Origin of the sequence: Achromobacter sp. PD1 (genome assembly GCF_048541815.1) — a bacterium.
GTDB classification, from domain to species: Bacteria; Pseudomonadota; Gammaproteobacteria; order Burkholderiales; family Burkholderiaceae_B; genus Achromobacter; species Achromobacter bronchisepticus_A.
Window position 1 is genome coordinate 2392141 of sequence record NZ_CP183349.1, and the last position, 11964, is coordinate 2404104.

Annotated in this window: 10 protein-coding genes; 7 read left to right on the plus strand and 3 right to left on the minus strand. The window is 67.3% G+C overall.

Annotated features, from left to right (window positions below):
• Window positions 1-3: 3 nt before the first annotated feature.
• From ACM1PE_RS11305 to ACM1PE_RS11320, 4 genes are all read left to right on the plus strand, one after another.
• Window positions 4-630 (plus strand): ABC transporter ATP-binding protein, encoded by a 627-nt coding sequence (locus ACM1PE_RS11305; RefSeq protein WP_118931986.1) that lies wholly within the window; start codon window positions 4-6, stop codon window positions 628-630.
• Window positions 621-1418 (plus strand): ABC transporter permease, encoded by a 798-nt coding sequence (locus ACM1PE_RS11310; RefSeq protein WP_419343295.1) that lies wholly within the window; start codon window positions 621-623, stop codon window positions 1416-1418. The genes ACM1PE_RS11305 and ACM1PE_RS11310 overlap by 10 nt, the downstream gene beginning before the upstream one ends.
• 98 nt (window positions 1419-1516) lie before the next feature.
• Window positions 1517-3145, plus strand: a complete 1629-nt coding sequence (locus ACM1PE_RS11315; RefSeq protein ID WP_059379729.1) for an ArnT family glycosyltransferase — start codon at window positions 1517-1519, stop codon at window positions 3143-3145.
• 15 nt (window positions 3146-3160) lie between these two features.
• Window positions 3161-3805 carry a VTT domain-containing protein gene (locus ACM1PE_RS11320; RefSeq protein WP_118931988.1) on the plus strand — a complete coding sequence of 215 codons (645 nt, stop codon included), beginning with the start codon at window positions 3161-3163 and terminating at the stop codon, window positions 3803-3805.
• 80 nt (window positions 3806-3885) lie between these two features.
• Here the strand turns inward: ACM1PE_RS11320 and ACM1PE_RS11325 are convergent, their stop codons facing one another.
• The gene (locus tag ACM1PE_RS11325) at window positions 3886-6114 is read right to left on the minus strand and encodes an NADP-dependent isocitrate dehydrogenase (RefSeq protein WP_059379731.1); all 2229 of its coding nucleotides are present in this window, start codon (window positions 6112-6114) and stop codon (window positions 3886-3888) included.
• A 516-nt stretch (window positions 6115-6630) separates the two neighbouring features.
• On the opposite strand from ACM1PE_RS11325, the gene ilvA reads away from it, so the two are divergent.
• Window positions 6631-8217, plus strand: coding sequence for a threonine ammonia-lyase, biosynthetic (gene ilvA, locus ACM1PE_RS11330; RefSeq protein ID WP_118931990.1), 1587 nt, complete (start codon window positions 6631-6633; stop codon window positions 8215-8217).
• 10 nt (window positions 8218-8227) lie between these two features.
• On the opposite strand, the gene ACM1PE_RS11335 is transcribed toward ilvA, so the two are convergent.
• Both ACM1PE_RS11335 and kdgD read right to left on the minus strand, forming a co-directional pair.
• Window positions 8228-9163, minus strand: coding sequence for a hypothetical protein (locus ACM1PE_RS11335; protein WP_419343297.1), 936 nt, complete (start codon window positions 9161-9163; stop codon window positions 8228-8230).
• A 59-nt stretch (window positions 9164-9222) separates the two neighbouring features.
• Window positions 9223-10137, minus strand: coding sequence for a 5-dehydro-4-deoxyglucarate dehydratase (kdgD, locus tag ACM1PE_RS11340; protein WP_280016522.1), 915 nt, complete (start codon window positions 10135-10137; stop codon window positions 9223-9225).
• A gap of 305 nt (window positions 10138-10442) precedes the next feature.
• On the opposite strand from kdgD, the gene ACM1PE_RS11345 reads away from it, so the two are divergent.
• Together ACM1PE_RS11345 and ACM1PE_RS11350 are read left to right on the plus strand one after the other, a co-directional pair.
• Window positions 10443-11423, plus strand: coding sequence for a Bug family tripartite tricarboxylate transporter substrate binding protein (locus tag ACM1PE_RS11345; protein ID WP_280016523.1), 981 nt, complete (start codon window positions 10443-10445; stop codon window positions 11421-11423).
• Window positions 11424-11566: 143 nt separating this feature from the next.
• Window positions 11567-11923, plus strand: coding sequence for a hypothetical protein (locus tag ACM1PE_RS11350; protein WP_419343298.1), 357 nt, complete (start codon window positions 11567-11569; stop codon window positions 11921-11923).
• Window positions 11924-11964: the final 41 nt, after the last annotated feature.

Below are 11964 nucleotides of genomic sequence, written 5' to 3' on the forward strand. Positions count from 1 at the left end.
TCCATGCCGAACACCACCACCGACGCGCACCCGCTGCTCAGGCTGCGCGGTATCTATAGCGAACGCCTTGCGCCCGTCGGCCTGGACCTGGCCGCAGGCGAATGCGCCGCCATCATGGGGCCGTCAGGTTCCGGCAAATCCCTTCTGCTGCGCCAGATCGCCGACCTCGACCCCGGGCATGGCGAAGCGCTGCTTGAGGGCCGCCCGCGCTCGGGCATGCGGGGTCATGAATGGCGCCGCAAGGTCATGTACTGCCAGGCGGAAGCAGGCTGGTGGGACGATCTGGTGCTGCGGCATTTCACGGACCGCGCCCAGGCCTTGGCCATCATGCAACGCCTGGGGCTGTCGCCTGACAAGCTGGATGCGCTGGTGCATGAACTGTCCACGGGCGAACGCCAGCGCCTGGGTCTGGTGCGCGCATTGGCGCTGGCGCCCCGCGTGCTGCTGCTGGACGAGCCGACCGCCGCGCTGGATCAGGCCGCTACGGACCAGGTGGAAGCGGAGCTGCGGCGCTACCTGGACGGCGGGGCAGCGATCTTGATGGTGACGCACAGCCCGGCGCAGGCGCAGCGTCTGGCGCGCCGTTCCTGGCGCATGGAGCAGGGCAGGCTGGAACCGCTATGGACGTGATCAAACTGCAGGCCTCCGACCTGGCCATTGCCTCGCTGCTGGTGCTGCTCAGCGCCGGCATCTCTTTCGCCCTGCGCCTGAACCTGCAGCGGCAGGTGCTGTGGGCCGCGGTGCGCACCGTCGTGCAGCTGCTGCTGGTCGGCCACATCCTGCGCATCGTGTTCGCGCACGCCGCGCCCTGGCTGACGGCGCTGGTGGTGGCGGTGATGATGGCGCTGGCGGCGCGGGAAGTGGCCGCGCGGCCCAGGGCCAGGCTGACCGGCCGCGGCAACGGCTGGGTCGGCGCGATGGCGGTGGCGGGAACCACGGTCATCACGGTGCTGTTCATCCTGAACACGGCGCTGCGTCCGGACCCCTGGTACGACCCGCGCTACACCATCGCGCTGATCGGCATCGTGCTGGGCAGCGTGCTCAACGCGGCCAGCCTGGCGCTGGACGGGGTCTTGTCCGGCGCGCGGCGCGAGAAACTGGCGATCGAGGCGCGGTTGGCCCTGGGCGCGACGGTGCACGAGGCGTTTTCGTCCTTGCTGCGCGAATCTGTGCGGCGCGGCATCGTGCCCAGCATCAATCAGATGTCGGCCGCCGGCATCATCACCCTGCCGGGCATCATGACCGGGCAGATCATCGCCGGCATGGATCCGATCGAGGCCGCAAAGTACCAGATACTGCTGATGTTCCTGCTATGCGGCGCCAGCGGCATGGCGGCGATTGCGGCGGCCTATGGCGCCATGCGCCGCCTGACGGACGAGCGCGAGCGGCTCAGGCTGGACCGGCTGCATCCGACGTAGGCGGCAGGCAAATTTTTTGGAAATTTCATGAAAGCTTGACGCGCGCCTGGCGATACTGCGCGCAATCTTGCATTTTCCTGAACCCTTTCCGGCTCCTCATGCGACTAGCGTCCCGTCCCGAAGCACCTCCGCAGCACATTGCCTCCGTCCAGCGCCGTCTATGGGCGCGCCGCAGTGCCTGGCCCGCCTGGCTGGTGCTGGCTTGCCTGGCCCTGTGGCTGGGGGCGCTGGCCTGGGCGCGCTGGCTGACGCTGCCCGACGAGGGGCGTTATGCCGGGGTGGCCTGGGAAATGCTGCGCAGCGGCTCGCCCATGGTGCCCTTGCTTGACGGCATGCCGTACTTCCACAAGCCGCCGCTGTACTACTGGCTTGCGCAGATCAGCTATGTCCTGTTCGGCGTGCACGAGTTCAGCGCGCGGTTGCCTTCGCTGCTGGGCGCCTGGAGCGCGGGCGCCGCGCTCTACGCCTTCGTGGCGCGCTACCGCAATGCCGCGCAGGCGCGCTGGGCCGTGGTGATCCTGGGCATGATGCCGCTGTTCTTTGGCGCCGCCCAGTTCGCCAATATGGACATGCTGGTGGCCAGCATGATCACCCTGTGCGTGCTGGCGGCGGCCGACACCGCCTTGCGCCGCGCCGCGGGGCGGCCGTTCCGCGCCATGGCGGTGGCCACGGGCGTGCTGGCCGCGCTGGCGGTGCTGGCCAAGGGGCTGATCGGCGTGGCGCTGCCCGGCGCCATCGTGCTGGCCTGGCTGCTGCTGCGCCGCGACTGGCCCGGCGTGCGCGCCTTGCTGTGGGTGCCGGCCTTGCTGGCGTTCGCGCTGGTGGCGGTGCCGTGGTTCTGGCTGATGGAATTGCGCCATCCCGGCTTCTACCAGTACTTCTTCGTTTACCAGCAGTTCGAGCGTTTTTCGCAGGGCGGCTTCAACAACGCGCAACCGTTCTGGTTCTACCTGCCCATCGTGGCGGGGCTGTCGCTGCCGTGGTCGGTGTGGGGCATTTCGATCTTCAAGCCGGCCTATTGGCGCGAGTCCGATCCGCAGGGCCTGCGGCGCCTGATGGCGATCTGGATCGCGGTCGTGATCGTGTTCTTCTCGATTCCCAATTCCAAGCTGATCGGCTACGTGCTGCCGGTGTTCCCGCCGCTGGCGTTCCTGATCTGCGAACGGGTCGCGCCCGCCTGGGCGGCCGGCAAACGGCGCGGCGCCTGGATCGCCGTCGGGGTATCCGCCGTGATCTGCCTGGCCGCGGTCATCGTCGCGTCGTCCAATCCGCGCGGCAGCGCCGGGCCGCTGGCCAGGGAATTGCGCAAGGAAATGCAGCCGCAGGACATCCACATGGCGCTGCATACCTTGCCTTTCGACCTGGGTTTCTATACCCAGGCCAAGGAACCCGCCTGGATCGTCGACGATTGGCAGAACCCCGAGATCCCCAAGCGCGACAACTGGCGCAAGGAACTGTACGACGCCGCCCAGTTCGACCCGGTGATGGGCAAGCGCGTGCTGATCGGCGCCGACGACATGCGCGTGCGCATGTGCGCAGCGGCGGACGGATCGCGCTTCTGGATTTGGGGCCAGGAAGACGACGGCGGACGCTATCCGGTACTCGCCGGCGTGGCGCCGAGGCTGTCCGTCGGGAAGCGGTTCGTCTGGCGCATCGATATCGACGCCGCGTCCCGCCAGCGCATGTGCGCCGGCATGCCGGCGGCGCCGGCGCAGGCCAAACCTTGATTCAAAGATTCGATCATGAGCATTACTGAAGTGTTTTCCTGGCTGACCAGCGAGCAGGGCCTGATGGCGGTGCTGGCGCAGAATTGGGTGCTGGGCACCGCGATCATCGCCGCGGTCATCTTCGTGGAAACGGGCCTGGTGGTGATGCCATTCCTGCCCGGCGATTCGCTGCTGTTCGCCGCGGGCGCGTTCCTGGGGCTGGCCGGCGTCGATCCGGCCATCTCGCTGGCGGCCATCACCGCTGCCGCCATCGCGGGAGACGCGCTGAACTATTCCATAGGATCTTCTCGCTGGGGGCAGAGGCTTGCCAGCAGCCGCTGGATCAAGCCCGATCACATGGAGCGGGCGCGCGCGTACTTCGCGCGCTTCGGCGCGATGACCATCACCGTGGCGCGTTTCGTGCCCATCGTCCGGACCGTGGCGCCGTTCGTCGCCGGCCTGTCGCAGATGCCGCGCCGCACGTTCTACACCTACAACGTCATCGGCGGCATCCTGTGGTGCTCGTCGATGCTGCTGGCCGGCTACTGGCTGGGTTCGATCCCGTGGGTGCGGGCCAACCTGCATTGGGTCTCGGTCATCATCATCGGCCTGTCGCTGATTCCCGTCGCGCTTCAGTTCCTGCAGGTGCGCCAGCTGCGGCACCGCGAAGCGCAGCGCTAGGCGCGCGCAAAGGAAAAGGCCGGCAGCCCTGGGGCTGTCGGCCTTTTATTGTTGCCGCGCCGAGGCGCGGCAGCAGGGGCTTAGGCGATCGAGGCCAGGGCCTGGTTCAGCGTGGCGCTGGGGCGCATGGCCTGGCTGGCGAGGGCTTCGTTGGGCTGGTAGTAGCCGCCGATGTCGACGGGCTTGCCCTGGGCAGCCTTCAGTTCGGCCAGGATCTTGTCCTCGCCGTCGGCCAGCGCGCGAGCCGGCGCCGCGAACAGGGCAGCCAGTTCACGGTCGTCGGTCTGCGCGGCCACGGCCTGGGCCCAGTACATGGCCAGGTAGTAGTGGCTGCCGCGGTTGTCCAGGCCGCCGACCTTGCGCTCGGGCGACTTGTTCTCGTCCAGGAACTTGGCGGTCGCCAGGTCCAGCGTCTTGGCCAGGACCTGTGCGCGGGCGTTGCCGTAGCTGCGGCCCAGGTGGTCCAGCGATTCGGCCAGGGCCATGAACTCGCCCAGCGAATCCCAGCGCAGGAAGCCTTCTTCCAGGAACTGCTGCACGTGCTTGGGGGCGGAACCGCCCGCGCCCGTTTCAAACAGGCCGCCGCCGGCGACCAGCGGCACGATCGACAGCATCTTGGCGCTGGTGCCCAGTTCCATGATGGGGAACAGGTCGGTCAGGTAGTCGCGCAGCACGTTGCCGGTCACCGAGATGGTGTCCAGGCCTTCGCGGATGCGCTTGACCGAGAACTTGGTGGCTTCGACCGGGCTCAGGATGCGCAGATCCAGGCCGCTGGTGTCGTGGTCCTTCAGGTAGTGCTTGACCTTGGCGATGATCTGCGCGTCGTGGGCGCGGTTCTCGTCCAGCCAGAACACGGCGGGCGTCTTGGTGGCGCGGGCGCGGGTGACGGCCAGCTTGACCCAGTCCTGCACGGCGGCGTCCTTGGTCTGGCACATGCGCCAGAGGTCGCCGGCTTCGACGGCCTGTTCCAGCAGCACCTTGCCCGAAGCGTCGGTGACGCGCACGGTGCCGGCAGCCGGGATGACGAAGGTCTTGTTGTGCGAGCCGTATTCCTCGGCGGCCTGGGCCATCAGGCCGACGTTGGGCACGCTGCCCATCGTGACCGGGTTGTAGGCGCCGTTGCGCTTGCAGTCTTCGATGACGGCCTGGTAGACGCCGGCGTAGCTGCGGTCGGGGATCACGGCCTTGGCGTCCTGCAGATTGCCTTCGGCGTTCCACATCTTGCCCGAGTCGCGGATCATGGCGGGCATGGATGCGTCGACGATGACGTCGCTGGGCACGTGCAGGTTGGTGATGCCGCGGTCGGAATTCACCATGGCCAGCTGCGGCAGGGTCTTGTAGGCGGCGTCGATGTCGGCGGTGATCTCGGCCTGCTTGTCGGCGGGCAGGGACTGGATCTTGGCGTACAGGTCGCCGATGCCGTTGTTGGGATCGAAGCCGGCTTGCTTGAGCGCATCGGCGTGCTTGGCCAGCACGTCCTTGTAGAACACGGACACGACGTGGCCGAAGATGACCGGGTCGGAGACCTTCATCATCGTGGCCTTCAGGTGCACCGAGAACAGCACGCCGGTGGCGCGGGCATCGTCGATCTGCGCTTGCAGGAAGGACTTCAGCTTGGCCGTGGACAGCACGGCGGCGTCGATGATCTCGCCGGCCTTGACCGGGGTCTTTTCCTTCAGGACGGTCTTCGCGCCGTCGGCGGCGGTCAGTTCGATCTTGACGTCGCCGGCTTCCGAAATCAGCGCCGACTTCTCGGTGCCGTAGAAGTCGCCTTCGCTCATGTGGGCGACGTGCGACTTGGAGTCAGCCGACCAGGCGCCCATCTTGTGCGGGTGCTTGCGGGCGTAGTTCTTGACCGACAGCGGGGCGCGGCGGTCGGAGTTGCCTTCGCGCAGGACCGGGTTCACGGCGCTGCCCTTGACCTTGTCGTAGCGGGCCTTGACGTCGCGCTCGGTGTCGTTGGCGGGGGCGTCCGGGTAGTCGGGCAGCTTGTAGCCCTGGTCCTGGAGTTCCTTGATGGCGGCCTTCAGCTGCGGCATGGACGCGCTGATGTTGGGCAGCTTGATGATGTTGGCTTCGGGCTGGACGGCGAGGGCGCCGAGTTCCGACAGGGCATCGCCCAGTTTCTGGCTGTCTTCGAGGTAGTCGGGGAAGACCGAGATGATGCGGCCTGCCAGCGAGATGTCGCGGGTCTCGACCGTGATGCCTGCGGGCTTGGCGAAAGCCTGGACGATGGGCAGCAGCGAACGGGTTGCAAGCGCCGGAGCTTCATCGGTGAGGGTATAGATAATCTTCGGAGTAAGAGACATGATCCTTGAATCTGTTCGGCAGGCGCTAGGCGCAAACCCGAACATGCTATGCGGCCAGAAGCCGGTAGATGTTGTCGGAGAGTGGGTTGGTTTGGGCAAGCACGCGGACGCGTCCAGGATTTGGCCGGAAGGCGTATACCCAACATGACCGACGCCTGCCCCTTTTTGATTTGGGAAAGTGCGACTGCCACGAACCTTCCATTGTAATACCGCGCTACGCCTGCTGCGCAGCAAAAAACCGCGGATTCGGCCGGGATGTGGCCATAATGGCGCCAAATTAAATGGGGACGTATTTAATCGGGAGCGCCGGGGCCGGTTGGCCGTTTGACAAAGCGCCGCACAAGGAGGAAGCTACGTCCCCATGAATTTCCGCGCCGTCCGCATTTCGCTGATTATTACCATCATTCCTGGAATGGTGGGTTAGCGCGCGACCGCAACAGTCACAGCCACCCGCCCCACGAGGCGGGTTTTTTGTGGCCGCCTCTGCCGGGCAAGCACACCGAAGCAGAGAGCCAGATGCACCACACCCCGCAAGCCAGCCAGCAAACCGCCGCGCCGACCGCATTCCAGGACGGCAGGGCCTCGCCGATGGAATACCTGAGGCAGATCCTGACCGCACGCATTTACGACATCGCCCGCGAAACCGAGCTGGATCGCGCCCGCGGCCTGTCGGCCCGGCTGGGCAACCCGGTCTACTTCAAGCGCGAGGACAACCAGCCGGTCTTTTCCTTCAAGGTGCGCGGCGCCTACAACAAGATGCGCAACACGCCGCAGGCGGCGCTGGACCGGGGCGTCATCACGGCGTCCGCCGGCAACCATGCGCAGGGCGTGGCGATCTCGGCGGCCAGGATGGGCGTGCGCGCCATCATCGTGGTGCCGCAGACCACGCCGCAGGTGAAGGTGGATGCGGTCAAGGCGCATGGCGGCCCCACGGTGACGGTGGTGCAGGCGGGCGATTCCTATAGCGATGCCTATGGCCACGCCCAGAAGCTGGCGAGCGCGCAGGACCTGACCTTCATTCCTGCCTTCGACGATCCCTATGTGATCGCCGGCCAGGGCACGGTGGGCATGGAGATCCTGCGCCAGCACGCGGGCCCCTTGCATGCCGTCTTCGTGCCGATCGGCGGCGGCGGGCTGGCCGCGGGCGTGGCGACCTACATCAAGGCGGTGGACCCCGGCGTCAAGGTCATCGGCGTGCAGACCGAGGATTCCTGCGCCATGTCCCTGTCGATGCAGGTGGGCGAACGGGTCAACCTGCCCGAAGTGGGCCTGTTCTCGGATGGCACGGCGGTCAAGCTGGTGGGCGAGGAGACCTTCCGCCTGTGCCGCGAATACCTGGACGAGATCATCCTGGTGGATACGGACGCGGTCTGCGCGGCGATCAAGGACGTGTTCCTGGATACCCGCAGCGTGCTGGAGCCGGCGGGCGCGCTGGCGGTGGCCGGGCTGAAGAAGTATGTAGAGCGCGAAGGCGTGCAAGGCCTGCCCATGGTGGCGGTGACCTCGGGCGCGAACATGAACTTCGACCGCCTGCGCTTCGTCGCAGACCGCGCCGAGGTTGGCGAGGCGCGCGAGGCGGTCTTCGCCGTGACGGTGCCGGAAGAGCGCGGCAGCTTCCGCCGCTTCTGCAGCGTGATCGGTCAGCGTAGCGTGACGGAATTCAACTACCGCATCGCCGACGCGCGCACCGCCCACATCTTCGTCAGCATGCAGATCTCGCGGCGCGGCGACGCGGCGGAAATCATGACGGCGCTGCAGGAACAGGGTTTCTCCGTCGGCGACCTCAGCAACAACGAAGTGTCCAAGCAGCACATCCGCTACATGGTGGGCGGCCGCTCGCCGCTGGCGGCGGGCGAGCGCCTGTTCCGCTTCGAGTTTCCTGAGCGCCCCGGGGCGCTGATGAAGTTCCTGTCCGAGATGGCGCCCAACTGGAACATCAGCCTGTTCCATTACCGCAACCAGGGCACGGAGTTCAGCTCGGCCTTGGTCGGCATCCAGGCGCCGCTGGCGGACAGCGCGGCGCTGGACGCGTTCCTGCGCCAGCTGGGCTACGCTCATACCGAGGAAACCGGCAACGAGGCCTACCGCCAGTTCCTGATCTGAGCGGGCCAGATCAACCGGGCGCGCAGCCGGGCTTGCGTGGCAGGGTCACGCCCGGCTGCAGGCGCAGCGCGGCGCGTCCCTGCGCCGCCTGCGTCAGCTGCAGGGTGGCGGCGCGCCAGGCCGGCACGTCGTCGAAGGCCACGCCGGGCGCGGCCGAGGACTTGGACTGCGCGTCCGGACGATCGAATTGGATCGCGGGCAGGCGCAGGCAGACATCCTTGAAATCCAGCCGGGCCAGTTCGCGCCCGTCGCTCATGCGCACCGCGCGGAACGCCATCGGAGTGTCCACGAACTTGGTGATGGCCGGCACGATCTGCAGATAGCCGTCGGCGTCCTTGACCCGCTTGGTGGGCTCGATCTCGACCGCGTCCCTGCCTGGCGGCACGGCCAGGTAGGCCACGCCGTCCGCCACGTCCAGCAGCTTGCCCGGCCCCAGGTTCAGGGCGGCGAGCGGCGCGTGGCGGATCATCACGGTTTCGTTCCAGGACGTCTGGACGCGCGTCCAGCCAGGCAGGCGCGCGTCCTCGAAGCGCGTGGTGGCGATGCGATCGCGGTCCGGCTTGGCCGACAAGGCCAGGCGCTGGACCCGCAGCGCGCCGTTGGCCGCGCTCAGCTGCGCCAGCACGGTATTGGCGCTGGAACTGGTGAAGTAGGCCAGCACGGCGTCCGTTTCCAAGGCCTTGGCGGTGGATGCGCAGAAGAACGCGCGGGCCTCGACGCTCTGACCATCGGGATAGAGCAGGGCGCCGACGTCCTTGCCGCACAGCGGCTTGCCCTGGTAGGTGATGGTGGTGGCGCGGGTGGTCTGCCGCTGGCCGGTATTCCAGTCGCTGCGGCTGCCGGTGGTGGCTTCGACCACCAGGCCGTGGTTGTCGTAGACGACGGCCGCGCCCGCGGGCGCGGCAAGCATGCTGAGCAGAAACGCGAGGTTGCGTCGACGCGCCATAGGCTGACTCCCGGGTGTGGCTGGACCGGTCTATATATACCACCGCCCGGGAGGGCTCCTTACTGCGGGCCGAGCTTGCGGATCAGAGCGCCCAGCATCTCCAGTTCATCGGCCCGCAGGTCGGTCAGGGGCGCGCGCACCGGACCCGCGTCGCGGCCCACCAATTTGGCGCCGGCCTTGACGATGCTGACGGCATAGCCCGGGACGCGGTTGCGGATCTCGAGGTAAGGCAGGAAGAAATCGTCCAGCAGGCGATTGGTGGTGTCATGGTCGCCCGCGGCGATGGCGCGGTAGAACTCCATGGCGGTGCGCGGCACGAAATTGAACACGGCCGACGAATAGACCGGCACGCCCAGCGCGCGGTAGGCGGCGGCGTAGACCTCGGCCGTGGGCAGGCCGCCCAGGTAGGAAAAGCGGTCGCCCAGCTTGCGGCGGATGCGCACCATGGCTTCGATGTCGCCCACGCCGTCCTTGAAACCCACCAGGTTGGGGCAGCGTTCGGCCAGTTGCGCCAGGCTGTCGGCCGACAGGCGCGACTGCGCGCGGTTGTAGACGATGACGCCGATATCCACGGACTTGCAGACCTGTTCGACGTGCGCGGCGATGCCTGGTTGCGAGGCTTCGGTCAGGTAGTGGGGCAGCAGCAGTATGCCTTTGGCGCCCAGGCGCTCGGCCTCTTGCGCATAGGCGATGGCCGTGCGGGTCGGGCCGCCAGCGCCGGCCAGGATGGGGACCTTTCCCGCGCAGGTCTGCACCGCGGTGCGGATCACGTCCGCGTATTCCTCTGGCGCCAGCGAAAAGAACTCGCCCGTGCCGCCCGCGGCGAACAGGGCGGTCGCGCCGTAGGGGGCCAGCCATTCCAGGCGCTGCGCATAGCCCCTGGCGTTGAAGTCGCCGTTCTGGTCGAAATCGGTGACGGGAAAGGACAGCAACCCTTCCGAAACGATGTGCTTGAGTTCCTGCGGGGTGGTCATGTTGCGTTGATCCGTATGGGGGCGTCATCGAACGGCAGGAGTCTGCCGGTAGCCTGGTTAAGAGGTAAGTCATCGTACAACATGAAATGCCCACTATTCAAGCAAAGGTCGCTGAGAAAATTGGATTTATAGGTGCATACCCGATAGATGAATATTTCGCTTCCCAACAATAATTTCATAGTTGTACGATGACATAGGCAGAACATATGCGGCAGGCGCAGGCGCGCGCGGCGGCCAATCCGAAGAGGTTGTCCCAGAGAGCCCGGGCGCAGCGTCCGCCCGCAAGACATTCCAGAGGAGACTCCATGAACCCAAGCAAGAGACAGTTCCTGGGCGGCGCCGCGGCGCTTTGCCTGTCGCCGTGGCTACCGGCATGGGCACAGCAGCCGGGCGACTGGCCGACGCGCGCGGTCCGGATCATCGTGCCTTACCCGCCCGGCGGCTCGTCGGACATCATCGCCCGCATCCTGGCGCCGCGCCTGGCCGATGCCCTGAAGCAGACCGTGGTGGTCGAGAACAAGCCCGGAGCCAATGGCAATCTGGGCGCAGGCCTGGTGGTGCAGTCCGCGCAAGAGGGCCATACCGTGCTCTTGTGCGACGTAGGGGCGCTGGCGATCAGCCCGTCCGTTTACACCAAACTGTCTTTCGATCCCTCCACGGACTTGCGCGCGGTCGGCATGCTGGCCTATTCGCCGCACGTGCTGGCCGTGCATCCCGACGTGCCGGCCAAGACGGTGCCGGAGCTGGTGGCCTTGTCCAAGCAACAGCGCCTGAACTTCGCCGTGACCGCCATCGGCAGCGCGCCGCACCTGGCTGCCGTCGCCGTGCAGCAGGCCACGGGAGCGAAATGGGAGTACGTGCCCTACAAGGGCGGTTCGCAGGCGGTGACGGACACCATAGGCGGGCAGACCCAGGTCATCATGAATGGGTTGCTGGCCACGCTGCCCCACATCAAGGCCGGCAAGCTGCGGCCGATCGCGATCTCCAAGCGCGAACGCATGCAGCTGGTTCCCGACATTCCCACCATTTCTGAACAGGGCGTGGCCGGCTTCGAGTCCGGCACCTGGCAGGGGGTGATGGCGCCCGTGACCACGGCCGATCCCGTCGCCATCCGCTTGTCGGAACTGATGGCGCAAATCGTCAACCAGCCGGACGTGAAGGCGCAGCTGAACGAACAGGGCGCCGAAATCGTTACCCGCAATCCCGCCGAACTGGCGCAGTTCTTCAACAGCGAGCGCGCGCGCTGGGCCTCGGTAGTGAAAAGCGCGGATATCCGGCTGGATTGACGCCGGGCCTGTCTGGACAGGCCCTCAGGCGCGGGGGCACACTGGAATCATCCCGCGCCCGCCCAGGCCCCGGCGCGACGCGGGGCCGGGCCGAGGGACGCTATGCGGCGCCCGGCCGCAGACCAGGGGCAGGGCACGCAGCCATGAAAATCCTTGGTGCAGTCGCGCTGCTGGCGGCCGCCTGGGGGCAAGCCGTCGCGCAAGGCGCCGGACCTGGCATTCCCCAACCCCCGCCTTCGGCCCGCGTCATTCCCGATGCCTGCGTTGGGGCTTCCTGTCCCCGGCTGGTCAATCCGGGCGCTACCCAGGAACCCTGCCTGGGCACCGGTTGCGCCACCGCCGGCAGGCCGCCCGGCCCGCCCGCGCCGCCTTCCAGCGGACCGAGCCGCCAGCCCGGCTGGGTAAGCCCTGCGCCGTCCCGCCTGCCGCCGATGCCGGCGCAGCGCGGCGTGCCGACGGGGCCGCTGACGCCCGCGCCCCCGTTGCCGGTGCCGCGTTGATGTTTCCGGATTGCGCCATCGTGGCGGCAGAAAAAACGGTA

Excerpts from the sequence above, each read along its gene's own strand:
- ACM1PE_RS11305 (WP_118931986.1), top strand. The coding sequence starts at position 4 with ATGCCGAACACCACCACCGACGCGCACCCGCTGCTCAGGCTGCGCGGT.
- ACM1PE_RS11310 (WP_419343295.1), top strand. The coding sequence starts at position 621 with ATGGACGTGATCAAACTGCAGGCCTCCGACCTGGCCATTGCCTCGCTG.
- ACM1PE_RS11315 (WP_059379729.1), top strand. The coding sequence starts at position 1,517 with ATGCGACTAGCGTCCCGTCCCGAAGCACCTCCGCAGCACATTGCCTCC.
- ACM1PE_RS11320 (WP_118931988.1), top strand. The coding sequence starts at position 3,161 with ATGAGCATTACTGAAGTGTTTTCCTGGCTGACCAGCGAGCAGGGCCTG.
- ACM1PE_RS11325 (WP_059379731.1), bottom strand. The coding sequence starts at position 6,114 with ATGTCTCTTACTCCGAAGATTATCTATACCCTCACCGATGAAGCTCCG.
- ilvA (WP_118931990.1), top strand. The coding sequence starts at position 6,631 with ATGCACCACACCCCGCAAGCCAGCCAGCAAACCGCCGCGCCGACCGCA.
- ACM1PE_RS11335 (WP_419343297.1), bottom strand. The coding sequence starts at position 9,163 with ATGGCGCGTCGACGCAACCTCGCGTTTCTGCTCAGCATGCTTGCCGCG.
- kdgD (WP_280016522.1), bottom strand. The coding sequence starts at position 10,137 with ATGACCACCCCGCAGGAACTCAAGCACATCGTTTCGGAAGGGTTGCTG.
- ACM1PE_RS11345 (WP_280016523.1), top strand. The coding sequence starts at position 10,443 with ATGAACCCAAGCAAGAGACAGTTCCTGGGCGGCGCCGCGGCGCTTTGC.
- ACM1PE_RS11350 (WP_419343298.1), top strand. The coding sequence starts at position 11,567 with ATGAAAATCCTTGGTGCAGTCGCGCTGCTGGCGGCCGCCTGGGGGCAA.